Origin of the sequence: Paenibacillus sp. R14(2021) (assembly GCF_019431355.1) — a bacterium.
In the GTDB taxonomy this organism is placed as follows: Bacteria; Bacillota; Bacilli; order Paenibacillales; family Paenibacillaceae; genus Paenibacillus_Z.
Genome location: NZ_CP080269.1, coordinates 3,681,862 through 3,705,831, shown reverse-complemented (window position 1 = coordinate 3,705,831; position 23,970 = coordinate 3,681,862). Strand labels below are relative to the sequence as shown.

Below are 23,970 nucleotides of genomic sequence, written 5' to 3'. Positions count from 1 at the left end.
ATATGAAGTTGCGCTTTCGTTTGCTAAGCGCATTGGGAGGGTAAGATCATGAGCTCCTTTTTATTGGAAATCGTAACGCCTGAGCGTAAGGTTTATGCTGAGGATGTAAATATGATTGTCGTCAAAGGTTCTGAAGGAGAGATGGGCATTCTGCCCAATCATATTCCAATGGTCACGCCTTTGAAGATTGCTCCCGTTTCGATTAAGAAAGGGAACGCGCAAGAAACCATCGCCGTAGGCGGAGGATTTCTTGAAATTCGTAAGGATAAAGTGGTTATCCTTGCGGAGAGCGCTGAACTGCCTGGCGATATCGACATCGCTCGCGCAGAATCAGCGAAACAGCGTGCAGAGCAGCGCTTGAGCGGCAAGAAGGACGATTACGATCAACTGCGCGCAGAGCTTGCGCTGCAGCGTGCATTGAATCGTCTTGCTGTGAAACAGGGCTAATCAGCGTTTGAACAAAAAGACCGATTTTCTGTAGATAACCATCTGCAGAGGTCGGTCTTTTTTTTGTTATTCACAAAATAGCAAAGGAGAAACCGGGTTTATCACCAGTCGATTGTGGATAATGTGGGTATTTTGTGTATAACATTGTGGATAAACTAATTCTTCTGTGCTATGAATGGGGATATCTGCGTAAGATCGAAAAAGGTTTGACGCGCGTAGTTTCGACGACTATACTCAATGATAATGGTTCTCATTATTTCAACATAATGAGGTGAACGGCAGGACAGCGATATGCGAAAAATAGGAGTAACTCTGGGCGGGCTTGTTCTGGCTGCCCTCTTTGTCTGGTTTACGGTGCGCTGGTTCCATGGCAAGCTGATCGGGGAAGCGGCCATGCAGCTGCTGCATGCGCCTGTTAGCTTAATGTTGATGACAATAGGATATGGGTTATCATTTTGGTTGAAAGCCTTGTCGTGGCGGCTTTATGCAGGACGAGAGAAGCAGGATCCGCTATCGCGTTATATCCATCCCTTATTCGTAAGTCTGCTCATCAATCATCTGCTTCCGGTGAAAGCAGGCGATTTGGCGCGAACAGGATTAGTGGTACGTAGTACCTCTATGCGCTGGGATGATGCGCTCCATTCCGTTGCGGCGATGCGTGTGCTCGATATGGCTTCGCTGCTGCTGATCGGTTCTGCAGGGGCTTTCGTGTTAGGCATCGAAGCCTCGCCCTGGTATTTGGCCCTGCTAGCGGCTGGTGTTTTGGTTGCAGCGCTTGGATGGCTGGGATTGGAGCAGCTTCGAAAGCAGCAAGCAGCAGGGGCGAAGAACCGCGGAGCACTTGGCTTCGTGCTGCATCATTATGAGCATCTTCGGCTTACGCTGGCTTCGGGCAAAGGAACAATTGCAGCGCTACTTACGCTGGCTTGCTGGCTGCTGGAAGGCTCGGTCGTCTATGGCGTAACCCGTGCGCTCGGTATGCCGATTAACCCGCTCGAGGCGATTTGGGTGACTGGGATGACGATTGCCGGACAGATCTTTCATATTACGCCCGGCGGCATCGGCACCTATGAAACAACGCTCACCGCCTCGCTTGGCATTCTGGGCGCTGCTGGAAGTACTGCCTATACGGCGGCCTTGCTCTCGCATGGTTTTAAATTCGTTTTTGCATATGTAACCGGGACGGTATCGATCGTGATGTCTGCCGTGACCTGGGCGGAGCTGCGAAGCTGGCTGCGGCTCGGCAAGAGAGAGGGGATCAGAAAATGAAGAAGGCGTCGGGGTTTGAGATCGTAGCGGCGCGCTGCTGGAATTTATTGAACGAGGGTAAACCGTTCACGCCTATTTTTACGATAGGGGTGTATGTACTTTACCATATGAACGCTTGGGGAGACGGGAGCTTCTGGGCGCAATTCGGATTAGGACTGCTGGCGGCACTGCCGCTGTTCGCACTCTATTTCTATTATGATTTCCCCCTGTTTCTGCGAAACTATTTGTGGCTTCCGGTCGTGGCAGCATTGGTGCTATGGCGGGATACGCCGCTTGATTTGGGGCTGTATGCGCTCGGGATCGGACTCTTCCTGTTCTTTACGATCTACTTCTGGGGAACCTTCTATTACCATCTTCGAATCGGTACCTCCTGGTGGAATTTCAAACGGTTCTGGAAGCTGGTGCTGAAGAACAGCGATTCCACGAGCGGCAATGCACAGGAGCAGCTGCCGAAGTTTCTGCTGCTGTTGTTCGTCGTGGATACGGCGGGCTCCAAGTGGTCGGGAGCGAGCGCGGCCGCAAGCGATTTTGGCTGGGGCGTGTATGCATGGTTTCTAATCGGTACGGCGCTGTATGCTTACGTGCTGCATCGCAACTTATTCGACTGGAAACCGAAGGAGCTGCCAGGCTATACGGCTCCGCTTGAGCAGCCGTCAGCACCCTCGGAGGGTAAAGTATTCGTGCTGGTTATCGACGGCATGCGGAAGGACCGTTTCGAGGAGGCAAATGCGCCTTTCTTGAAGAAATGGCGGGCAGAGGGCACGGAATATACGCAGATGGAGACGCTGTATCCTGCACGGACGGTGGTTTGTTTCTCTTCGATGTTCACGGGAACGTATCCGAGGGAGCATGGTATTACGTCCAATATGGTGTGGAAGCTCGGCATCAAGGTCGAATCCATCTTCGATAGCCTGCGCAAAGTGGGCAAACGCGGTCGTTTGCTCGGCATCGCGCATCTCATTGATTCCATGGGGGACGACGTCGAGAGCGTCACGGCCGTCATGCATAACGATAAAGCAGATCGAAACATCATGGAGCGCGCAAAGCTGATTATGGCAGAACAGAATCCGGACCTGCTGGTCGTGCAGTTCATTGCGACAGACCAGACAGGACACAGCATGGGTGCATTATATGACGAGTATCGGCAAAAAATCGAAGAAGCCGATGCGTTGATTGCGGAGTTCGTGGGCTGGCTGACCGAGCGCGGCGACGCGAAGAACGCGACGTTCATCATCTGTGCGGATCATGGACAAGCCGACGGGATCGGCGGCCATGGGCATCTAGATGAAGGAGAGCGCTATGTGCCGTTCTTCATGTACGGCCCCAATGTACGTCAGGGCGTGAAGGTGGACGCAAAGCATTCGTTGGTATCGGTTGCACCGACGCTGAGTTATTTGCTTGGGGCGCCGCTGCCGAGTCACAGCCGAGGACCCGTTCTGGCGGATGCTTTTGCGAAAACGAAATAATCCTTTATGGTTTAGAAAGAAGTTGAAGCAGTATGAAAAAGAAGCTGGTTGTTTTCCTGCCTGCTCATAATGAGGAACTGAATATTAAACAGGTTATCGCGCGTATTCCCCGGGAAATGGGCGGGGGCTGGCAGGTTGAAGTGCTTGTCATTGATGACGGCTCTACGGATGCGACCGTAGAAGAAGCACGTGCCGCGGGTGCGGAACACATTGTTTCGTTCGCTGCCAATCGGGGTCTAGGCGCTGCCGTGCGAGAAGGACTTGCGGGCTGCGTGCGTCTTGGTGCCGATATCGGACTGATGATCGATGCGGATAATGAATACCCGGCAGAAGAAATCCCTAACGTGATTGCCCCGATTCGCGAAGGCCGGGCCGATTATACGATGGGCTCGCGGTTCAAAGGAACCATCAGCGGCATGAAGCTGCATCGCCGAATCGGGAACGTGTGCTTCACACTGCTGCAGGTCCTGCTGCTGCGGCGGATGATCTGGGACGGACAGTCGGGGATGCGCGGCTTCTCGAGGGAAGCGATGGAGCATGCGGAGATCATACACGACTACAACTATGCCCAGGTGCTGACGCTGAACCTGTTACGGCAAGGATTTGTCATGGAAGAAGTACCGATTACGTATCAAGTGCGGGTGTATGGACAATCGTTTATTAAATTTAGGAAGTATGTCGGCAGCGTGCTGCCTGCGATTTGGAAGGAAATGCGGCGGCCCATCAAGAGGCATAGCCGGTCGTTTCAGGCAGGGCAGACAGGCGGTATGCAGCTGGGTGCGAGCGGGGCGGGCAGACAGCCTGTGAAACCGGCTGGTTCCACGCATGCGGCTGAGGGACCGGCGCAACAAAGGAAGAACGCGTAGGCAGCCGGCAGAGATCTCGGCAATTCTTTAGTGGCCAGAATAAGCCAGAGCTGACGGAGTAGCTTTATGATGTCCATGCCGAGGTAACTTTGTAATTGAAACGGGCAAGTAAAAGGGAAGAAGTCAGCAACTAATGCAGGAGGCGAATAAGGTGCGGGATCGAAACAGGAGGAACCTTCGTAAGGAACGCGGCGCGAGCGGCGGAAGGACCGTCCTGACGATGGCCGCGCCTTTTGCCGTTGTGCTCGGTGTCCTGCTGTGGGCGGCTTTCAGCTGGCTGCATCGAAGCGAATTCGCGGGCAGCTGGGACGAAGTCGATTTCGTGCTGGCCTTGGATCGATTCGATCTGCTGGCCATGCAGCCGCATTTTCCCGGTTATCCGTATTTCGTAATAGGCGCTATGGCGGTGCATCGGTTCGTACGGGATCCCGTCCAAGCCTATGCTTCGCTTAATATTATACTGGGCTCCTTGTCCGCCATGCCGATCTGGCTGCTGGCAAGGAGACGATTGACGTCAGGCTGGTCGCTGCTTGTCGTTCTGCTTACGCTTACCGCTCCTTACTTATGGCTGCAGACGGTTCGGCCGATGAGCGAAGCAGCGGGTATTGCCCTGCTCTGGTGGTACTTATGGACTTGGATGCGAGCAATGGAGCAGCGGACCTGGGGGCGGATGATAGCTGCGATGTTCCTGTTTGGCCTGCTGATGGGCGTACGTCTCTCGTTCCTGCCCTTCGGGCTTGGACTTGCGTGGCTGCTTGGCGCATGCGCGATGGATTGGCAGGCGGCAGGAAAGCGACTGCTGCCGCGGATCGTGCTGTTTCTCGCCGCGGCAGGCGGCTGCCAGCTGCTCTGGCTGGCCGGTCTTGCGCTCAGCGAAGGCGGCGTGGTCGGTTTCGTGCAGCTCGGCATGGCGTTTACCGAGGGGCATTTCAGTCAATGGGGCGGCGGCGTAACCTCTGCCGGCGATCTGCCCTTCGCGGAGCGCGCCCTGCGATTCGCGGGCGATAACGTGCTGTGGACCGGGATGTTCGCCCGGTCGACAGCACTACTCGCTGCGGCGGCGGGGCTGCTCTTCGCCGCCGTGCTCTCCGCCGGGGCGGCGCCGCGCCAGCCCGGCGGCAGCGCGGGCACGGGCACGCGCCTCGCGGCCCGTGCGGCGGCGTGGCTTCGCCGCCCAGGGCTGCCGGGGGCGCTCGCCGCGCTTGCGGGCGCCTATGGCGCCTGGGCGCTGCTGGCGCAGAACATCGACAAGCCGCGCCATGCCACGCCGCTCATCGGCTTGGCATGGCTGCTGCTTGCGCTGCTCTGCGCGGCAGCGCCGCATGAACGCGCGGCTGCGCACGGCAGGCGCGCAATAACGCCGCGCGCCGCAGCAGTGCCTGCGGCGTCGGAGCATTCGCTCGCGCCGCCAGCCGGCGCTGCGCAGCTGCGGCGCACCGCGCGCATTCGCCGCGCGCTGCGCACGGCAGGCGCGCTCTGCGCGGCCTGCTGCCTTGCGCTGCAAGCCGCGCAGGGCAGCGAGCTGGTCGCGCGGCAGGCGGACGAGCTGCCTGCCGTCTACCAGCTCGAGCGCGGGCTGCGCCAGATGGCGGCGGATCAGCCGGCCCGCCGCCTGGTCGTATACACGTGGGAAGAGACACGTGTCCTCCAGTACCTTCATTCGCCGGTGACAAACCGGCAAATTGAAACCTACAGCTATTTCATGGCAGATGTGCAGGCAGATCCGCAGGCGACGATTTTGCTCACCGACCATGTGCTGAAGGGCTTTGAGGCGCAGGTCGGCTCCTTGCGGGATTGTGTCAAGCCGATTGCGGAATACCGCAGCGAGGCGCTCTTTGAACCGGTCTATAACGATATTACGCTCTACGAGTGGACCGGGAAAGCCAACAAGCTGATGATGAGTCAAACAGGCGTCTGTCTTCACCAAAACGAAAAATTAGCAGCAGGCACCGGCCATTCTTGAGAAGGCTTTCACGGCCGCGATTCAGCCAAATCCCCGAATTGGAAAATTTATAAATAAAACATATTGACGCATGTGTTGAAAATGATTATCATTATTGACGGGTCAGATTAGGGTCTGGGTTATGATGGCAAGCAACAATTACGACATACGAAGGGTGAATCAAGATCATGCGCATGATGATCATGAAGACCGCAATGCTCGCCGTTGCGATTTTCCTCGCTCTTTCACCGACGGGTGCATGGGCATATTCTTACGGCGATGCGAATACCGAGGATGTGGCGGAAACGTTCAAGCTCGTCGTTTCGTCGCTCAGCAAGTCGCCGGCCGATTGGAGCACCGCGGAGGCGGCGCACAAGGAAAGACGTGACGAAATCGCATCCCACTTCGGCAAATCGGTGGCAGCAACGCTGGACGCAGACATAAAGGACCGCAAAGTCGGCGAAACGATCGCCAACTATAAGGCGATTCTGGTCATGAATCTAGACCGCCGTTTCGACAATGCCATTCAAGGCATCGATGATTACACAAAAGCAAAGCTGCTCTTGGCGAAAGCGCGCGCAACCTTCGTTACCCTCTCGCCCTATGCTGAAGCCAAACTTTCGGGAGCGAAGATGGACAGTTTATCGGCAGATTTCGAAACAGCGCTTGATGCGATCGGCAATCCGGGATTGTTCGGCGTAGGCCAGAAGGACGCGGATTTGAACGCACTCAAAGCAGCGGTAAACCGCATCTACGGCGCCATTAAGCCGTTATTCCCGTACACGCCGTACAAAGCGCCTGCGAAGCCTGCTGCAGGCAACGGCACGAAGGATACAAGCACTGCCTCAGGAGGCAAAGGCGGAGCAGCAGGGGCGGCGGGCACGGGTACGACAACCAAGCCTGTTACAAGCACAGGCAGTGCCGGACAAAGCACGAAACCAGCTGCCGATCCGGCAAAGCAGCAGGCTGAGCCGGAGAAAACGGCTGTTCCAGCCGAAGATAAGCCTGTTGATGCGGCACCTGAAGCAAGCGAGGACACGTCGAAGCCGGCTGACAATACTTCGGCTGAAGAGACTGCGAAGCCAGCGGCCGATGCGGCGACGAACGATGCTCCAGCAACCTCGGAGCCTGCGGAAAGCAATGCAGCCGCGGTCAACTCCGAATCTGCTAACAGTACCACGACCGGCGAAAGCACGGACACGGCAGATGCGGCGACGAACGCAGCCGTTCAAGCAGCTGAGCCTGATACGATCGACGGTACGAAGAAGCATGCGGCCATGGCACACGAAGACCGCACCAATCCGGTCGTTACGATCGGCGTTATTGCCGGCGTCATCGTTATTGGCGGAGGAGCCGTCTTCTGGGCTCGGCGCAAAGGGTTTTTCTAGAAGGTAAACGAGCATACATAATTTTATGATTGGGAGTGTCGACCGAATGAAACGCATGAAGAAATCATTATCCATCCTATTAACGCTTTCTTTGCTGGTGACTGCAGTGTTCACCTTTGCAGCAACGGCTTTTGCTGACGATGCACCGCAAAAAGCGCCGGTAAACACCGATGTCGCGCCTCAAATTAAAGCGTATAAAGACCTGCTTGATCTGTTTACGCAGAAGAAACCGATCGCGGACATCAAGGCAAAATACATTGCCGATGTCCAAAAAAACGTCCTTGGCGTTGACGGCAGCATCAAAGCCGGCGATCCTGTCATTGATGAGAATATCTCGTTCGTGCTGGATAATGCCGTTGCCGGTAAGCTAAGCTACGAGCAGGCACAGCAGGCTGTAGACAAAGGCCTGCAATGGTACTTCTACTTCCTGATCAAGAACCTGACCAACACAGGTGCGAAAACAGCCCTTACGGCAGGCGATCAAGCGGGTGCGCAAGCGTTCATCGATAAGGCCGCTCTCGTGTACACGTCCGTTCTGGACGTGACGGTGAAAGCGACGGATACTGCCTATGGAACAACGTCGTCCGCTTATTTGAACGACACGATTTTACCAGCATTCAAAAGCGATATCGAGAAGAAAGACGTAACGTCCCTTAACGTTCACCGTCAATTGCTCGACAAATCGCTGATTAAAGTGTTCTCCTTCGTGACACTTTCGACTGCGAAAGACATTCAAACCTTGCCGGCAGCCGAACAGCCTGCGGCTGTTATTAAAGGGTACTTCTACTTCATGAGCGTATATGGCTATCTTCACGGCGGTAACGCAGTTGATGCGGATATCATCTACAAAGCTTTTGCTTCCGGAGATGCCAAACAAATCAACTATGATGCGATTCGCAAAGCAGTAATCCGCTGCCAAATTGCTAAAGTAAGTGCGTACACGATCGAAATTTTGGAGAAAATCGAGAAAAAGGATATCGCTGGTGCTGCCGGCACAGGCGGAGAGCTGGTTGGTTTCTTCACGGCGCTTGAGCCGTTCGTTGGCGATGCCTACAAAGCAGCTAAAGGATTGAACGATCAGGTGCTTGCGGCAGCAGCTGCAGGCGACGCGGATCAAGTTCGTGCAATCGGATACCAAATGGCTGCTATTGCGGCATTGGCAGACGGTCTGTTCTTCACTGCCGGCGATACGAAAGCGATTGTGAACGGCAAGATACAAACGGTCGTTCCTTCCTTCATCGACAAAACAACGAACCGTACGCTCGTGCCTACGCGTTACCTGGAGCTGCTTGGCTTCGCCGTCAGCTTCAATAACGCGGCCAAAACGGCATCCGTCACCAAAGACGGCGTTACGCTTGCTCTGAAAATCGGCAGCGACGTCGTTCTGAAGAATGGCGAAGCCATCGCGGATTACAAGCTGGATCAAGCCGTAGTCGTCAAAAATAACGTGACGTACCTGCCGCTTCGCGCAATCGCCGAGCTTTCCGGTAACCATATCTACTTTAACAAAGGCGACGTAGTCGTCATTAAATAGTACCTGCCGCAACGGCAGCGCGTACTTCCCGTCTTCCATTATCGGAGGGCGGGTTGACGCATGTTATGACCTTAGGTAAGGAGTGAACCATCGCCATGAACTTGCAAGCTTTTCTCATCACGTTTCGCGAAGCGTTCGAAGCGATTTTGATCGTCGGCATCATTATTTCGTATTTGAACCGGATCGGACAGTCCAAATGGAACAAGTATGTTTGGCTGGGGGTTGTGATGGCCGTTTTGGCCAGCCTCGGCACAGCGCTGCTGTTCCAAGTCGTACTGGACGGTTATGCGACAATGGGCAGCAAGGATTATCTGCGCATTGGCATTCTGCTTGTATCCGCGGGGTTGTTGACCCATATGATCCTGTTCATGAGCAAGCAGAATCGCGAGATGCGAAGCAAGCTGCAGAGCAAGGTAGCGCTCATTCTTACGACCGGCGGCGCGGTCAATATGATTGTGCACTCTTTTCTCGTCACGCTTCGAGAGGGAGTGGAGACGGTATTCTTCTTCGCAGCTATCTCTTCGGGCGATATCTCCCAAGTGATTCAAAGCTGGGGAGCCCTTGCGGGACTTCTTGCCGCAGGCGCGCTGGGGCTTGTCGTGTTCAAGGGCAGCAAGAAGGTGCAGATCGGTACATTCTTCAAAGTGACGAGCGTGTTCCTCATCATGATCGCAGCGGGCTTGTTCGTTCAAGCGATCGGCGTCATGCAGGATTTGCGCGTTATCGGCAGTCTGTACAAAACGCCGGGCGGCGAAGTGGCAGCCATGTACGATTTGACCTGGCTGCTTCCCGAACATCCGATCGATGAGACCAATTATATCCGCGACACGGGGCATCATCCGATTTTTCACGGGCAGGTCGGCATTTTCTTCAAAGCCTTCCTTGGTTATACGGAGGATCCGTCGCTGGAGGAATTCGTTGGCTACTGGCTCTACTACTTGTTTGTCTTCGTGCTGATTGCAAGGCAGAAGAAGCTTGCGGGCCTGGCCGAAGCCAAGGCCAAGGCTAGGGACGACGTTTCCGACATCCGCGCTTCACGCGATTCAGGTCCGGAAGCGGCGGGCGTTGCGCCGGGCGAATCCGTTCGGAAAGATTCCGATCGCAAAGACGCGACAACAGCTATCTAACAGATGCAATCGATTAAACGAACTGCTCCTCCTTGCGCTTTTTAGCGAGGAAGGAGCTTTTTTGTCGTTCACGTTTTTGTCATTACTTATTTCGCAGCCTCGGGCATATCCTTTTTAAGGCATGAACAGGCTAAGACCCTGGAATGTGGTTATAACTGGAGAGTGTCGAAGGAGCGTATCCAACTCCGTCATAGACGCAAGTGGCAGGTTTTGTTATAATTGTGAGGGAAAATTGACCAAAGTCACTGCACGAATCCGCCTGTAGATTCATAACCGTGGAGGCGAACATTGTGGAGAAGTACATCAACAATTATGTGATTGTCGCGATCTTCATCCTTCTCGGCATTCTGCTTCCAGTGGTCGCGTTGACCGTCGGGCGGCTGCTTCGGCCGTCTAAACCGAACGAAGAGAAGAAAACCACGTACGAGAGCGGGAATGAGCCCGTCGGCGAGGGTCAGGTCCGTTTCAATGTGCGCTACTATTTGTTTGCGCTCATGTTTGTCGTCTTCGATGTGGAAACCGTTTTCCTATACCCGTGGGCCGTTGCGTATAAGCAGCTCGGCTTATTTGTGCTTGTTGAGATGGCAGTCTTTACGGGGCTTTTATTGATTGGATTACTCTACGCCTGGAAGAAGAAGGTGCTCAAATGGAATTCAATTTAGAATCGATCACCCCTGAAGAACGACAAGAGCTGGAGCGCAACGTATTTATGGGCACGCTGGAGCAGCTCAAGGCATGGGCGAGAAGCAACTCCTTGTGGCCGTTAACGTTTGGACTTGCCTGCTGCGCGATCGAGATGATGGGCACAGGCGCGTCCCATTATGACCTTGACCGATTCGGCGTCATGTTCCGCACATCTCCCCGTCAATCCGATGTTATGATCGTTGCCGGCACCGTGACCAAGAAAATGGGTCCTCTGCTCCGCCGACTCTATGATCAAATGCCAGAACCCAAATGGGTGATTGCGATGGGGTCCTGCGCCACGGCGGGGGGTCCCTACGTCAAATCGTATGCCGTAATGAAGGGCGTCGACCAGATCGTCCCTGTTGATGTATATATTCCGGGCTGTCCGCCCAATCCAGCCGCTCTTATCTATGGCATTAACAAGCTTCAGGAGAAAATTCGCTTCGAGGCGAAAACCGGGAAGCGGGTGACGAGCCGATGAGCGGCGAGAAGGATAAAGAAATAGAAACAGAGAAAGAAACAGAGATAGAACCAGAGAAAGAAACAAATTCAACAAGCGAGAGCCCGGAAGCAAAGTCTTCCAATGCCGTCGAACCGGCGGTGGCGCAAGTGACGCCTGAGAGCGGAGCTGTGCCTGATGCGCCGGCCTCCGACCGTCCGGTGGAAGCACCTGCGGTAGACCCCGAGCGCGAAGCGAAGCTGAAGGCAGCCGCGGAAGCGCGCGCCGCGCGGGCTACTGCCAAAGCGGCAGCGGAAGGCGGCGTACCTGCTCCGCCAGGTAGCGGTGAGACGCCGGCGGCTGGCGGGGCGGAGGTCGACCCCGAGCGAGCGGCCAAGCTGAAGGCCGCAGAGGAAGCAAGAGCGGCACGGGCCGCAGCCAAAGCGGCAGCGGAGAGCGAAGCGGCTCCAGCAGAGCCGAAGCCGCCGTCGCCGATGCAGCCGCAGCTGGATCATGCGGCGGAGCTGATCCGTACGCTGGCAGCTGCGGATGCGATCGAAGAAGCTTACATAAACGAAATGAACGGCCATTTGCCGACGCTGATTATTCGCGGCGAGCATTTGCTGGCGGCGGCCGAATTGGTGAAGACCCACGCGGCGCTTCAAATGAACTACCTCCGCAACGTATCCGGCGTGGATTACGAGACGCATCTGGAAGTCGTCTACCACCTGGTCTCCCTGCCGTCCAAGCAGGAGCTTGCCATTAAAGTCAAAACAAATCGCGAAGCGCCTGAGATTCCTTCCGTTGTTTCCGTCTGGGATACAGCCAATTGGAATGAACGCGAAATCTATGATTTGCTCGGCGTTTCCTTCACCGGCCATCCCGATCTGAGGCGTATTATGATGCCGGACGATTGGGCGGGGCACCCGCTGCGCAAAGACTACGAACCGCTAGACCCGGAGGTGTGATGAGCCGTGATTCGGACAGAAGAACTGCTGCTTAATGTCGGCCCGCAGCATCCCAGCACGCATGGCGTGTTTCGTATCATCGTTAAGCTTGACGGCGAGGTAATCACGGAAGCGACTCCGGTCATGGGCTACCTGCACCGGGGCACGGAGAAGCTTGCGGAAGAATTGAATTACACGCAGATCATCCCTTATACCGACCGGATGGATTATGTATCGGCCATGACAACCAACTACGTGCTCTGCCATGCCGTCGAGAAAATGATGGGCCTCGAGGTGCCGGAGCGGGCAGAGTTCATGCGGCTGATCGTGATGGAGCTGCAGCGCATCGCGAGCCATCTCGTCTGGTGGGGCACGTATCTGCTGGATATCGGCGCGATGAGCCCGTTTCTATTTGCGTTTCGCGACCGGGAAATCATCATTAATCTCTTCAACGAGCTGTGCGGCGCTCGGCTTACCTATAACTATATGCGCGTAGGCGGCGTAAAGTGGGATGCCCCTCCCGGCTGGATAGATCAGGTGCGCGATTTCATTCCTTACATGGAAGGCAAGCTGGACGAATACAATCGGCTCGTCAGCGGCAACGAAATTTTCCTCGCCCGGATCAAGGGCGTCGGCCGCTACGATGCGGAAACCGCGATCGGCTATGGACTGTCGGGCGCCAACCTGCGTTCCACGGGCGTGAACTGGGACCTTCGCAAGGATAAGCCGTACAGCTTGTACGACCGATTCGAATTCGATGTGCCGCTCGGCCGGACGGGCGACTGCTACGATCGTTACTTGATCCGGCTTGAAGAAGTACGCCAGTCGCTTCGCATTCTGAAGCAGGCGGTAGAGCAGTTCCCGGCCCCCGGGGACGTCATGGGCAAGGTGCCGCGCGTCATTCGGCCGCCGGCCGGCGAACTGTATGTGGGCATCGAATCGCCGCGCGGTGAAATCGGCTGCCACATCGTTTCCAAAGGCAAGGCGGAGCCGTACCGGCTTAAATTCCGGCGTCCGTCGTTCGTGAACCTGCAGATCCTGCCTAAGCTGCTGGTCGGCGAGACGATGACGAACCTCATTACGATTCTAGGCGGCATCGATATTGTCGTGGGAGAGGTGGACTGTTAATGGGAGCTTGGCTTGAAGACGCATTGACCTGGGGCCATGCGCTCCTGTTCTTCCTGTGGGGTGCCATCCTGCTGATGATCGTCCTCGGCTTCGTCACGTACGCGATTTTCTTCGAGCGCAAGGTCATCGGCTGGATGCAGTACCGGATCGGGCCGAACCGGGTTGGACCTTGGGGACTGCTGCAGTCGGTCGCCGATATATTCAAGCTGCTGATCAAGGAGGACACGATTCCCCGCAAGGCGGACAGGGCATTGTTCATACTCGCGCCGGCGCTCGCTTATGTGCCGGCTTTCGCCGTACTTGCGGTCATTCCTTATACGCAGAAGCTGTATTTTGCCGATATTAATGTCGGACTGCTCTATTACGTGGCGCTCTCTGGCATCTCCACGATTGCCATCGTCCTCGGCGGCTGGTCGTCGAATAACAAATACGCGCTGCTTGGGGGCATGCGCTCCGCCGCGCAGATGATCAGCTACGAGGTACCGCTCGTCATCTCCGTCGTCGGCGTCATCATGCTGTCCGGCACGCTGAATCTGCGTTCGATTGCCGATCAGCAGGGCGACTGGTTCTGGCAGTGGAACTTCCTGCCGCAAATCATCGGGTTCATCGTTTTTATTATCGCGGCCGTATCGGAGCTGAACCGCACGCCATTCGACTTGCCTGAGGCCGAGTCCGAGCTCGTCGCAGGCTACCACGTCGAATACAGCGGCTTTCGATTCGCGTTCTTCATGCTGACGGAGTATGTGTACGTGTACGCCATTGCGGCGCTGACGACGGTACTGTTCCTCGGCGGCTGGCATGCGCCGTTCCCGTTCCTGACTTGGGTGCCGGGCATCATCTGGTTCCTGCTCAAATTCTCGTCCATCGTCTTCTTCTTGTTCTGGATTCGCGCGACGCTGCCAAGGATTCGGATCGATCAGCTCATGGGACTCGGTTGGAAGGTGCTGCTGCCGGTTGCGATACTCAATGTATTTCTTACAGCGGTCTACATGGAGCTGTTCATTAAAGGATAGAGGAGGAAGCAAGCATGAAGGGTCTATTAAAAGGGCTTGGCGTAACGCTGAAATCAATGACCGAGAAGAAAGTTACCACCTCCTATCCCGACGTGCCCATCATCATGCCGGACCGTTTTCGCGGCATTCAGCATTTTGAGCCGGACAAATGCATCGTATGCAACCAATGCGCGCGCATTTGCCCGACGGAGTGCATCACGCTGACCGGCAAAGCAAACCCGGATCCGGAGAAGAAGGGGAAGGTCATCGACACGTATGACATCAACTTCGAAATCTGCATCCTCTGCGACCTCTGCACGGAAGTCTGTCCGACGGAAGCGATCGTCATGACGGGCAATTTCGAGCTGGCTTCCTACAGCCGTGATGATTTGTTCAAGGATATGCAATGGCTGGACGAAAACAACAAGCATGTCCGCCAAGACAATAACAACATCGGTGCTCCGGCCGCAGCCAAGGGAGGAGCGAAGTAAGACATGTTCAATTTCAATTTCAGCGGCGAATTTGTCGGCTTCTTCATTTTCTCCGTCATGATTATAAGCGGTGCAGTGCTGATGGTCAGCTTTACGAAGGTCGTGCATATGGTCGTTTCGCTGGCTGCCGTATTCATTGGCATCGCGGGAATGTTCGTGCTGCTGGAAGCCGAATTTCTGGCATTCGTTCAGGTGTTGATTTATGCCGGCGCCGTCTCGATTTTGATGATTTTCGGCATCATGATGACCAAGCACGGGGAGGTGGAGGCGGAACGCGCCCGCTCGCTGCAGGAGACGCTGACGGCAATCGGTGCGTTGGCGTTATTCGGCATTCTGTTCTATGCGATCCGCCAATCGGACTTTCCGGAGCCCCAGCCTTCGCAGCAGCAAACGTTGGACAATACGCTGGAAATCGGCAAACAGCTGTTCAGCAGCTATGTCGTGCCGTTCGAGCTGGTGTCTGTGCTGCTCACGGTTGCATTTATCGGAGCGATCGTGCTGGCGAAGAAGGAGGCAGATTAGCATGTTATCCTCATATTTAACCATGGCGGCTATCTTGTTCTGCATTGGGCTGTACGGCGCGCTTGTGAAACGCAATGCGGTCATCGTGCTGCTATCCATCGAACTGATGCTTAATGCCGTCAATCTGAATCTGGTCGCGTTCTCCAAATACGGCGTCGTGCCTTCCTTGACGGGCCAGATGTTCACGCTATTCAGCATTGCCGTTGCTGCAGCGGAGGCTGCCGTAGGCATCGCGGTGCTCATCGCCTTGTACCGGGCACGCGGAACGGTCAATGTGGACGATTACGACGAGATGAGGAGGTAACGGCCGATGGATACGATGTTTTCGCAGATGGCCTGGCTTATTCCGCTCTTTCCTTTTCTCGCGTTTCTAGTGCTTCTCGCGTTCGGCCGTTCCTCGCGGATGCTCGGTGTTCTGCTCGGTTCGATTAGCTCGTTTGCAGGATTCGTGCTTGCGCTGCTCGTCTTGATCGAGCATATGAGAGACGGTGCAACGTACTACCAATATTCATTCAAATGGATCGAAGCGGGCGGCGTGACGTTCTACGCGGGCTTCGAAGTGACGAACCTGTCGGCGCTTATGCTGTTGGTCGTCACGACGGTCAGCTTCCTCGTGAATGTGTACTCGGCCGGCTATATGAAGAAGGATGAGCGGATTTCCGTCTTCTACAGCTATGTGGCGCTCTTTACCTTCTCCATGCTGGGCCTGGTGCTGGCGGACAACATGCTGACGCTTTATATTTTCTGGGAGCTCGTCGGCGTCTGCTCGTTCCTGCTTGTCGGCTTCTGGTTCAGCAAGCCGGCGGCAAAGGCAGCGGCGAAGAAGGCGTTTATCGTGACGCGGATCGGCGATGCGGGCCTGCTGCTCGGCATTCTGCTGCTGTACTGGTACATGCCGGATCACGCGCTTGATTTCGTGCGGATCGGCAATGCGTTCGAAGGCGGTACAGGCGTGATCGCCGCGGGCGTAACGACTTGGATAGCCGTCTTGATTTTCGTTGGGGCCGTCGGTAAATCCGGTCAATTCCCGCTGCATGTGTGGCTTCCCGATGCAATGGAGGGCCCGACCCCGATCAGCGCGCTCATCCATGCCGCTACGATGGTTGCTGCGGGTGTCTATCTCGTTGCTCGGACTTTTGATATCTTTCAAGCTTCGCAGACGGCGATGGATATCGTGGCGTACGTCGGCGGATTTACCGCGATTTTCGCGGCGACGATCGGCGTAGCCCAGAACGATATTAAACGGATTCTCGCCTACTCCACGGTCAGCCAGCTGGGCTATATGATGATGGCGCTTGGGCTAAATTCGCTCACGGGAGGCATTTTCCACCTGTTCACGCACGCGTTCTTCAAGGCGCTGCTGTTTCTGGGAGCGGGCAGCGTGATTCATGCCGTGCATACGCAGAACATTCAGGAAATGGGCGGCCTTGGCTCCAAAATGCGAATCACAGCATGGACGTTCGGCATCGGCACGCTTGCGCTCGCAGGCATCCCGCCGTTTTCGGGCTTCTGGTCGAAGGACATGATTCTCAATATTGCGCTGCAAGAGAAACCGGTGCTGTTCGTGGCCGGCGTTATAGCCGCGTTCTTCACGGCGTTCTATATGTCGCGGCTCTACTTCCTTGTCTTCATGGGTAAGCCCAAGGGCGAGCAGCATGCGCACGAGTCGCCGTCCTCGATGACCGTTCCGCTTATCGTGCTAGCCGTGCTTGCGGTCGTTGCGGGGTTCATCCAGACGCCGTGGAACGATACGCTGGGCACTTGGCTGACGGGCGGCGAGGAACAGGAGAACGGCGGCGGAGGGCTGGTTATGGTCATCTCTTCGGCGGTTGGCCTGTTGGGACTCTACTTGGGCTGGCTCGTCTTCGTCAAAGGCATGATTTCGCGTGATTTTGTTTCTTCGCGGATACCATGGCTCGTCACGCTGCTGGAACGCAAATATTATATGGATGAGCTCTACGAGCTGCTGCTCATTAAACCGCTGCGCGGCCTTGGGCTGCTGCTGAACGCCGTTGACGACTATATCGTGGACGGTATCGTCCGCATCACGGGTGGTGCGGCGGTGCTGCTAGGTAAAGGCGGCACGCGCATACAGAACGGCCAGGTGCAGACGTACGGCTTGATCACGCTGCTCGGACTTGTCATTCTAATCGCCACAGTCGCGCTAAGGAGGTTCTGGTAATGCTGGCAGATCTTCCGATTTTATCGCTGATTACGTTCTCCCCGCTGCTCGGCGTGCTCGTGCTGCTGTGTCTGCCGAAACATCGAAGCCGCTGGCTCAAAGTAACGGCTGTGACGGCAACCATTCTGCCGCTGCTGCTCTCGTTCTGGCTCTATGCCGACTACAACGGGGTTAAGGGCGGCAAGGCGTATGAGGAGAATGCGACGTGGGTGGACACGTCGCTTGATAAATTGACCGTAGGCGAAGTGAGCTCCTACACGCTGAAGCTGCAGTACCACATGGGCGTAGACGGCTTATCCATGCCGCTGCTGCTCTTGACGACCATTGTCGGCGTCATGGCTGCGCTTGCGTCCTTGCATGTGAAGAAAAGATGGAAAGCCTTCTATATCTGGTTTCTGCTGCTTGAGGTCGGCATGCTGGGCGTGTTCTTGGCCAGGGATGTCTTTCTGTTCTTCGTCTTCTTCGAAATGACGCTTATACCGATGTTCTTCCTGATCGGCATTTGGGGCTTCTTGAATCGGGAGCAGGCGGCGAACAAATTCCTGCTCTACAACGGAATCGGCTCTGCGCTGATGCTGCTTGCTTTCGTACTCCTTGTCGCGACCGCGGGCTTCAGCGTGGAACAGCTGCCGGAGAAGCAGCAAACCAACTTGTCCTTCAGCGGCAGCTATGAGGTGATCAGCTCGAATCTCGCGAGCAAGGACGCCTATGTAAACATGTCTCCGGATCAGATGCAGGGGCAGGAAAATCCGGTGTATCTGTCGGAGCGCATGCGTTGGGTCATCTTCCTGCTGCTGCTTGTCGCATTCGGCATCAAGCTGCCGATCTTCCCGTTCCATACGTGGATGCTGAAAGTGCATGCGGAGGCGCCGCCTTCCGTCGTCATGATCCATTCCGGGGTGCTGCTCAAAATGGGGGCCTACGGCCTGCTGCGATTCGGGGTCTTCATGTTTCCGGAGCAGACGAAGGAATGGGCGTGGGTGCTTGCGGTACTCGGTGTCATTAATATTTTGTACGGCGCGGTGCTTGCGCTCGTACAGAAGGAATTTAAGCTGGTGCTGGCCTATTCATCCATCAGCCATATGGGCGTTGTACTGCTCGGCATCGCTTCGCTGAACGAAATCGGGCTGCACGGCGCAATGATCCAGCTCGTCTCGCACGGTCTGATCTCGGCGCTCCTGTTCCTGCTGGTCGGCAGCATCTATGAGCGGACCGGCTCGACGGAGCTGAAGGATCTCGGCGGCTTGGCCCGCAGCATGCCGTTCTTAAGCGGTATCTTATTGACGGCGGGGATGGCATCGCTTGGACTTCCGGGCCTGTCCGGCTTTGTCGGCGAATTTCTCTCCCTGCTCGGCTTGTTCGATTCGATGCGCGTGCTGACAGGTATTGCGGTGCTGGGCGTCATTCTGACAGCTGTTTATGTCCTGCGCAGCGTGCTCGGCATCACCTTCGGCGCGCTGCCGGAGCGATTAGCCGCCGTGCGGGACGTCCGCCTCGTCGAGGCAATCCCGATGATTGCTCTTCTCGCGTTCATTGTGCTGATCGGGGTGTACCCTGCCGTATTGACGGAGCCCATGAAGCACGGCTTCGACACACTGCTTCAGCAACTATCTGAGAAGGCGGGGAGGTAGAGTATGGACGCTGCGCAACAACAGCTGCAGTCGCTCTCCTGGAGCGATGCGGCCTATCTCGCCCCGGAATGGATATTGATTGCATTCACGGTTGTTCTCGCGGTACTCGATTTATTCCTGCCGCGGCGCTCTTCCTTAACGGGCTGGCTGACGCTGGCCGGCCTGTTGATCTCGCTTGGAACCGTCGTCTGGCGCCTGACGGAGCTGGTGGATGCAGCCAAGCAGATCGATGCCGGCGGCCAGGCGGTCAGCGGCGTTATTCGTATCATGGCAGACAGCTACCGCATCGATTATTTCTCCAGCTTGCTCAAGATCGTGTTCCTCGTTTCCACGGCGCTCATCGTATTAATGAGTCTCGGCACGGTGAAGCGGGAAGAGATCACCGACAAGGGCGAGTTCTACTATCTGCTTATGCCGGCCGTCGTCGGCGCAATGATTATGGCGTCCTCGGGCGACTTGATTACGCTGTATATCGGACTTGAGCTGCTCAGCATCACGACCTATGTGTTAGTCGGCATCCGCAAGCATGCCGTGCAGTCGGCGGAAGCGGCGTTTAAGTACGTAGTCACGGGCGGCATTTCGTCGGCGCTGATTCTGTTCGGCATGTCATACCTGTACGGCGTGACAGGGGCGACGAATCTGGGGGCGATTGCCCTGGGCATCAAGGAACACGGCGTCGATTATCCGGCGATTCTCTATGTGGCCTTCTTCTTTATTCTCGCTGGGCTCGGCATTAAGATTGCGGCAGCGCCGTTCCATTACTGGGCGGCCGATGTGTACCAAGGAGCGCCGACGCCGGTGACCGCTTTCCTGGCGGTCGTCTCCAAGGGCGCAGCGTTCGCGGTTATTTTTCGCATCATCTATAATATAGCGTTCTATGCGTCTTCGCCGGGCAAACCGATCGCGGACGATGTGTTCCTGGTATTGTTTATCCTGGCTGCAGCCGCGATGCTGGTCGGCTCGACAATGGCACTGCGGCAGTATAATGCGAAGCGGCTCATCGCGCTGTCGGGCGTTGCGAACGCGGGTTATCTGCTTATTCCGATCGGCCTATCGATCAAAGGCATGCATGCATCCAACTTCGGCGAGTTTCTCTTTTACTTGGCGGCCTATCTGCTTATGACCATCGGCGCGCTCGCGGTCATTGCCGTGGTTGGCAGGTCGGTTGGCCATGATGAGGTCGGGGGCTTCTCGGGGCTGTACTACCGGGCGCCTTGGACGGCTGCGGCGATGATCGTATTCGTGCTTTCGCTGGCAGGTCTGCCGGTGACGGGCGGTTTTTTTGGGAAACTGTTCATTCTGCTTGGCGCAGCGCAGACGCATGATTACTGGATTGCGGCGGTCATGGTCGTGAGCAGCGTCATCTCGTATTATTTCTACTTCGGGCTAATCCGCCAAATGTTCATGCGCGCCACGATCGATAACGACGTGAAGGTGCCGGTAACGACCGGCGTCGTCATCTGGCTGTGCGCTGCGGCGACGGTGATGCTTGGTATCGTTCCCGGCCCGGTGCTAGGCTGGATCAACAGCCATTTCTCGATCGTGAACGACTTGTTCGTTCGCTAGCAGGCAGGGCTACCCGGATGAGTAAGGAACCGGTGCATTCAGTTCGTCCGGATTGGCTGCGAGCAAGGGCGGCAAGTGCTCCCGCACCGCAGCTTCAACTTTGTTTGGCAGCAGCCTCTCTCCTGAACGCGCGCGTTCTGGGAGGGAGGCTTTTTACTGTCTAACGGCAGCGGGTCAAGTTCATACAATCTTTAGACGTATGGGGGCTGGAAGGCGCATAGATATGGGGGGAGGCCGCAGTAAGGTAGGACTATTGACCTTTTAGTTGCGTTTACTACAATTTGTCAAAAGGAGATTAGGGGGCCGAAAGCGAAAAGATTCAAATACCAAATCGCAGGTTAAAGGCAGATTATGATGATTAACCCTTATAGAGTTAAATCGCACCGACAAGACAGGGCAAAGCCAAGCTGCGAAAGCAGCGCGGCTTGTTCCGCCATGCCAGGCGGCGGCCGTCAGCCTGCCGCCGCGCTTGCCGCGCGCTTCGCGCGCCTTGCGCTGCACGCGGGTCTTGCAGCGCTGCTGCTCGCGGGCGCCCCAGCTGCGGCGGCTCCGCTCGCCGCTGGGGCCGCTCCCGCGGCCATGCCGCCTGCAGCGGCAATCGGCGGCCCCGCAGCGCAGGCCGCCCCTGCCGCCGCCGGCGGCCGCGATGAGCCGCGAACCTGGCTCATCAAATGGCGCGACCCCGCGCAGGCGAAGCCTCTGCGCGGCACGCGCGTGCTCCGCCGCCTGGCATCGCCGGCGGCAGGCGCCGTGGACGTCGTCCGCCCCGCAGACCCCGGGGCGGACACGGAGGAATGGCTCCTCCGGCTGCAGAACACGCCGGAGCTTGAATACGTGCAGCCCGTCGGCGCCGTGCAGCTGTTGGCGGATGAGCCGGCCGCGAACGATCCTGAGCTGCCGAAGCAGCATTACCTCGACCAGATTGGCGCCAAGGAAGCATGGGCGAAGGTGCATGATCAGAAGGACATGACCATTGCGCTCATCGATACCGGCGTAGATGCGGACCATCCCGATCTCAAGGATAACTTGGTGCCGGGCATCAATCTCGTAACGCCGGGCAAGCCGCCGGAGGATGACAACGGTCACGGAACCGCAGTGGCCGGCGTGCTTGCGGGAGAAGGCAACAATAAGAAAGGCATCGCCGGCATACTGTGGCAGGCCAAAATCATGCCGATCAAGGCGCTCGATGCGGATGGTTACGGCGATGAAGAGCGCCTCGGCGAGGCAATCACGTACGCCGTCGATCACGGAGCCCGCATCTTGGTGCTCTCGGTCGGCCTATACCGCTATTCGCCGTACCTCAAAGATATCGCGATGTATGCGGAATCCAAGGGGGCGCTTCTTGTTGCGGCCAGCGGCAATGACGGCCAGCTGCTTGGCGCCAAGGCGAAGGTCAAATATCCGGCGGCTTATCCGACCGTGCTGGCCATATCCGGAGCGGACGCTGACGGCAAGCCTGAGCCCCGCTCTAATACCGGCCCGGAAATCGACCTTGCCGCGCCGTGGGGCGTGTACACGACGGCGCTTGGAGGCGGCTATACGTACGAGGAGGGCACCTCGATGGCTGCGCCGCAGGCAGCGGCAGCGGCTGCGCTAGTATGGGCCGTGCATCCAGGCTATAAGCCTTATCAAGTGAGAGAGCTTCTGCGGCAAACCGCGAAGGATATCGGCAATCCCGGCTTCGACAACGCAAGCGGCTACGGCCTCCTGCAGATCGATCAAGCCGTGAACGGGCAGCTGCGCGTCGACGGTTATGAACCGAACAACAGCCGTGCAAGCGCGAAGGTATTTCCGCTAGGCACGAAGATTGCAGGGGAGCTGAACGGCGGCACGGACAGGGAGTGGTTCGCGATCGACGTCCCCTATGACGGCGTAGTATCGATCGGCGTACAAGGGATGCCGGCTGCAGGCGAGAGCATGCAGACGCTGCTGCTGTCCCATCCCGGCGACAGCTCGCCGCAGGGCACGCAGGATACGAAACTAGGCAACCAAACGGTGGAGTGGCACGTAAAGAAAGGGCGGAACTATGTGGAGCTGCGCTTCTTTAACGGAAGCATCAAGCAGAAGCTGCCTTATTTACTCACGTCCGCCTTCGATATCGCGCCGGATGCCTACGAAATGAACGACAAGCAGTACCAAGCCTTCACGCTGCAGCCGCGCTCGCAGCAAATCATTGGAAATTTTCATCAGAAGGGTGACCGGGATTGGTATGGCGTTCATTTTGATACCGGCGGTACGTTGAAGCTGTCCGTCTCGACGGATTCTGCCCGCATGGATCCTGCGCTCGCCTTCCAGAGGCAGGGAGAAGCGTTGAAGGAGATCGATGACAACAGCGAGGGCGAGAGCGAAGCTTCGCAGAGCATCAATGTCACGCCCGGCCTCTATTACATTCGTGTGTATAACGCGATGTCCGCTCAAGCGAGCCCGTCTGCGGCGACGTACAAGCTGAATCTGCTGTTCGCCACGCGATACACGGATCCGAACGAGCCGAACGACAGAACCTATGAAGCGACAGGCATATCGCCGGGCTCCAGTTATTCCGGCGTCATCGGTATCCAGGGCGATGCGGATTGGTATCAGCTGCGTCTGGCGGGCGCCAGCATGGTGACGCTGCATGTCAGCGGCATTCCTGCGGGCATCACGATGAAAGCGGAAGTGTTCGATAAGCGGCAGAAACCACTGTTTTCGCTGAAATCCGCACCCAAAGCGCTGAGCATGGCGAGAGAGCAAAAGCTGGATGCCGGGTTATACTATATGAAAGTGACGGCAAGCGCTCCGTTCGATAAGCAGTACTACGGGCTCCGCGTCAAAGCAGAGAAGCTTGTGGCGGGATTCCGCGACATTGAAGGCCACTGGGCGGCACCTGCTATTGCCGAGCTGAATAAGAAAGGCATTGTCGGTGGAAGCGGGAGCTATCGCTTCAATCCAAATCAAAGCATCACGAGAGCGGAAGCGGTATCGATGCTTGTGAGGGCCGTGAAGCCGAGCGGAACAAGCAGCGTGAGCTTCCTCGACGTTTCGCAGGCGCATTGGGCTTACAGCGCAATTATGAGCGCCGCCAGGGCAGGCTGGATCGGCGGGTATTCCGGCAGTTTATTCCGGCCAGGGCAGCCGATTTCCCGCGAAGAAATGGCTGTCATCCTGCTGCGGGTACTCGCTATCGGCAGTCCGCGTCCGGCAGCGGCACCGTTCGGCGATGTGCCAATCGGCCGCTGGTCTGCGCCTGCGATCGCAACCGTGAAGCAGCTGCAACTTATCGGCGGGTATTCCGGCAGCCGGTTTGAACCGGAGCGACTGGCAACCCGGGCGGAATTCGCTTCCGTGCTTGCTCGCGCAATCAATCGATGAA

At 56.6% G+C, this 23,970-nt stretch carries 20 protein-coding genes; all 20 read left to right on the top strand.

The window, feature by feature from the left end:
* Nucleotides 1-48: 48 nt before the first annotated feature.
* The 20 genes from KXU80_RS17225 to KXU80_RS17130 all read left to right on the top strand — a co-directional run bounded on the left by KXU80_RS17225 (nucleotide 49) and on the right by KXU80_RS17130 (nucleotide 23,969).
* On the top strand, nucleotides 49-447 hold the full coding sequence (locus KXU80_RS17225; protein WP_219834450.1) for a F0F1 ATP synthase subunit epsilon: 399 nt from the start codon (nucleotides 49-51) through the stop codon (nucleotides 445-447).
* 291 nt (nucleotides 448-738) lie between these two features.
* Nucleotides 739-1,716 (top strand): lysylphosphatidylglycerol synthase transmembrane domain-containing protein, encoded by a 978-nt coding sequence (locus tag KXU80_RS17220; protein ID WP_219834449.1) that lies wholly within the window; start codon nucleotides 739-741, stop codon nucleotides 1,714-1,716.
* On the top strand, nucleotides 1,713-3,182 hold the full coding sequence (locus KXU80_RS17215; RefSeq protein WP_219834448.1) for an alkaline phosphatase family protein: 1,470 nt from the start codon (nucleotides 1,713-1,715) through the stop codon (nucleotides 3,180-3,182). The genes KXU80_RS17220 and KXU80_RS17215 overlap by 4 nt, the downstream gene beginning before the upstream one ends.
* 32 nt (nucleotides 3,183-3,214) lie before the next feature.
* On the top strand, nucleotides 3,215-4,048 hold the full coding sequence (locus KXU80_RS17210; protein ID WP_219834447.1) for a glycosyltransferase family 2 protein: 834 nt from the start codon (nucleotides 3,215-3,217) through the stop codon (nucleotides 4,046-4,048).
* A 151-nt stretch (nucleotides 4,049-4,199) separates the two neighbouring features.
* A complete protein-coding gene (locus KXU80_RS17205) occupies nucleotides 4,200-6,011 on the top strand; it encodes a glycosyltransferase family 39 protein (protein WP_219834446.1) in 1,812 nt (603 codons plus the stop codon).
* Nucleotides 6,012-6,178: 167 nt separating this feature from the next.
* Complete coding sequence (locus tag KXU80_RS17200) at nucleotides 6,179-7,378, top strand: prolipoprotein diacylglyceryl transferase (protein ID WP_219834445.1); 1,200 nt, start codon at nucleotides 6,179-6,181, stop codon at nucleotides 7,376-7,378.
* Between the two features lie 46 nt (nucleotides 7,379-7,424).
* Nucleotides 7,425-8,912 carry a copper amine oxidase N-terminal domain-containing protein gene (locus tag KXU80_RS17195; protein WP_219834444.1) on the top strand — a complete coding sequence of 496 codons (1,488 nt, stop codon included), beginning with the start codon at nucleotides 7,425-7,427 and terminating at the stop codon, nucleotides 8,910-8,912.
* A gap of 95 nt (nucleotides 8,913-9,007) precedes the next feature.
* A complete protein-coding gene (locus tag KXU80_RS17190) occupies nucleotides 9,008-10,039 on the top strand; it encodes an FTR1 family iron permease (protein ID WP_219834443.1) in 1,032 nt (343 codons plus the stop codon).
* Between the two features lie 290 nt (nucleotides 10,040-10,329).
* Nucleotides 10,330-10,701, top strand: a complete 372-nt coding sequence (locus KXU80_RS17185) for an NADH-quinone oxidoreductase subunit A (RefSeq protein WP_308858096.1) — start codon at nucleotides 10,330-10,332, stop codon at nucleotides 10,699-10,701.
* Entirely contained in the window at nucleotides 10,686-11,204 is a 519-nt protein-coding gene (locus KXU80_RS17180) for a NuoB/complex I 20 kDa subunit family protein (protein WP_219834442.1), read from the top strand. Before KXU80_RS17185 ends, KXU80_RS17180 begins: the two co-directional genes overlap by 16 nt.
* The gene (locus tag KXU80_RS17175; RefSeq protein ID WP_219834441.1) at nucleotides 11,201-12,130 is read left to right on the top strand and encodes an NADH-quinone oxidoreductase subunit C; all 930 of its coding nucleotides are present in this window, start codon (nucleotides 11,201-11,203) and stop codon (nucleotides 12,128-12,130) included. The genes KXU80_RS17180 and KXU80_RS17175 overlap by 4 nt, the downstream gene beginning before the upstream one ends.
* Before the next feature lie 6 nt (nucleotides 12,131-12,136).
* Complete coding sequence (locus KXU80_RS17170) at nucleotides 12,137-13,237, top strand: NADH-quinone oxidoreductase subunit D (protein ID WP_219834440.1); 1,101 nt, start codon at nucleotides 12,137-12,139, stop codon at nucleotides 13,235-13,237.
* Nucleotides 13,237-14,250, top strand: a complete 1,014-nt coding sequence (nuoH, locus tag KXU80_RS17165) for an NADH-quinone oxidoreductase subunit NuoH (RefSeq protein ID WP_219834439.1) — start codon at nucleotides 13,237-13,239, stop codon at nucleotides 14,248-14,250. The genes KXU80_RS17170 and nuoH overlap by 1 nt, the downstream gene beginning before the upstream one ends.
* 14 nt (nucleotides 14,251-14,264) lie before the next feature.
* Complete coding sequence (gene nuoI, locus KXU80_RS17160; RefSeq protein ID WP_219834438.1) at nucleotides 14,265-14,720, top strand: NADH-quinone oxidoreductase subunit NuoI; 456 nt, start codon at nucleotides 14,265-14,267, stop codon at nucleotides 14,718-14,720.
* A 3-nt stretch (nucleotides 14,721-14,723) separates the two neighbouring features.
* Nucleotides 14,724-15,242 (top strand): NADH-quinone oxidoreductase subunit J, encoded by a 519-nt coding sequence (locus KXU80_RS17155; RefSeq protein ID WP_219834437.1) that lies wholly within the window; start codon nucleotides 14,724-14,726, stop codon nucleotides 15,240-15,242.
* A gap of 1 nt (nucleotide 15,243) precedes the next feature.
* The gene (gene nuoK / locus KXU80_RS17150; RefSeq protein WP_219834436.1) at nucleotides 15,244-15,546 is read left to right on the top strand and encodes an NADH-quinone oxidoreductase subunit NuoK; all 303 of its coding nucleotides are present in this window, start codon (nucleotides 15,244-15,246) and stop codon (nucleotides 15,544-15,546) included.
* A 6-nt stretch (nucleotides 15,547-15,552) separates the two neighbouring features.
* Nucleotides 15,553-17,424, top strand: a complete 1,872-nt coding sequence (nuoL, locus tag KXU80_RS17145; RefSeq protein WP_219834435.1) for an NADH-quinone oxidoreductase subunit L — start codon at nucleotides 15,553-15,555, stop codon at nucleotides 17,422-17,424.
* Nucleotides 17,424-19,055, top strand: coding sequence for a complex I subunit 4 family protein (locus tag KXU80_RS17140; RefSeq protein ID WP_219834434.1), 1,632 nt, complete (start codon nucleotides 17,424-17,426; stop codon nucleotides 19,053-19,055). Before nuoL ends, KXU80_RS17140 begins: the two co-directional genes overlap by 1 nt.
* Before the next feature lie 3 nt (nucleotides 19,056-19,058).
* Nucleotides 19,059-20,621, top strand: coding sequence for an NADH-quinone oxidoreductase subunit N (locus KXU80_RS17135; RefSeq protein ID WP_219834433.1), 1,563 nt, complete (start codon nucleotides 19,059-19,061; stop codon nucleotides 20,619-20,621).
* A 351-nt stretch (nucleotides 20,622-20,972) separates the two neighbouring features.
* Complete coding sequence (locus KXU80_RS17130; RefSeq protein WP_258171045.1) at nucleotides 20,973-23,969, top strand: S8 family serine peptidase; 2,997 nt, start codon at nucleotides 20,973-20,975, stop codon at nucleotides 23,967-23,969.
* Nucleotide 23,970: the final 1 nt, after the last annotated feature.

Coding starts and splice junctions, on each gene's coding strand:
- KXU80_RS17225 (WP_219834450.1), top strand. CDS start 49: ATGAGCTCCTTTTTATTGGAAATCGTAACGCCTGAGCGTAAGGTTTAT.
- KXU80_RS17220 (WP_219834449.1), top strand. CDS start 739: ATGCGAAAAATAGGAGTAACTCTGGGCGGGCTTGTTCTGGCTGCCCTC.
- KXU80_RS17215 (WP_219834448.1), top strand. CDS start 1,713: ATGAAGAAGGCGTCGGGGTTTGAGATCGTAGCGGCGCGCTGCTGGAAT.
- KXU80_RS17210 (WP_219834447.1), top strand. CDS start 3,215: ATGAAAAAGAAGCTGGTTGTTTTCCTGCCTGCTCATAATGAGGAACTG.
- KXU80_RS17200 (WP_219834445.1), top strand. CDS start 6,179: ATGCGCATGATGATCATGAAGACCGCAATGCTCGCCGTTGCGATTTTC.
- KXU80_RS17195 (WP_219834444.1), top strand. CDS start 7,425: ATGAAACGCATGAAGAAATCATTATCCATCCTATTAACGCTTTCTTTG.
- KXU80_RS17190 (WP_219834443.1), top strand. CDS start 9,008: ATGAACTTGCAAGCTTTTCTCATCACGTTTCGCGAAGCGTTCGAAGCG.
- KXU80_RS17180 (WP_219834442.1), top strand. CDS start 10,686: ATGGAATTCAATTTAGAATCGATCACCCCTGAAGAACGACAAGAGCTG.
- KXU80_RS17175 (WP_219834441.1), top strand. CDS start 11,201: ATGAGCGGCGAGAAGGATAAAGAAATAGAAACAGAGAAAGAAACAGAG.
- nuoH (WP_219834439.1), top strand. CDS start 13,237: ATGGGAGCTTGGCTTGAAGACGCATTGACCTGGGGCCATGCGCTCCTG.
- nuoI (WP_219834438.1), top strand. CDS start 14,265: ATGAAGGGTCTATTAAAAGGGCTTGGCGTAACGCTGAAATCAATGACC.
- KXU80_RS17155 (WP_219834437.1), top strand. CDS start 14,724: ATGTTCAATTTCAATTTCAGCGGCGAATTTGTCGGCTTCTTCATTTTC.
- nuoK (WP_219834436.1), top strand. CDS start 15,244: ATGTTATCCTCATATTTAACCATGGCGGCTATCTTGTTCTGCATTGGG.
- nuoL (WP_219834435.1), top strand. CDS start 15,553: ATGGATACGATGTTTTCGCAGATGGCCTGGCTTATTCCGCTCTTTCCT.
- KXU80_RS17140 (WP_219834434.1), top strand. CDS start 17,424: ATGCTGGCAGATCTTCCGATTTTATCGCTGATTACGTTCTCCCCGCTG.
- KXU80_RS17135 (WP_219834433.1), top strand. CDS start 19,059: ATGGACGCTGCGCAACAACAGCTGCAGTCGCTCTCCTGGAGCGATGCG.
- KXU80_RS17130 (WP_258171045.1), top strand. CDS start 20,973: ATGATGATTAACCCTTATAGAGTTAAATCGCACCGACAAGACAGGGCA.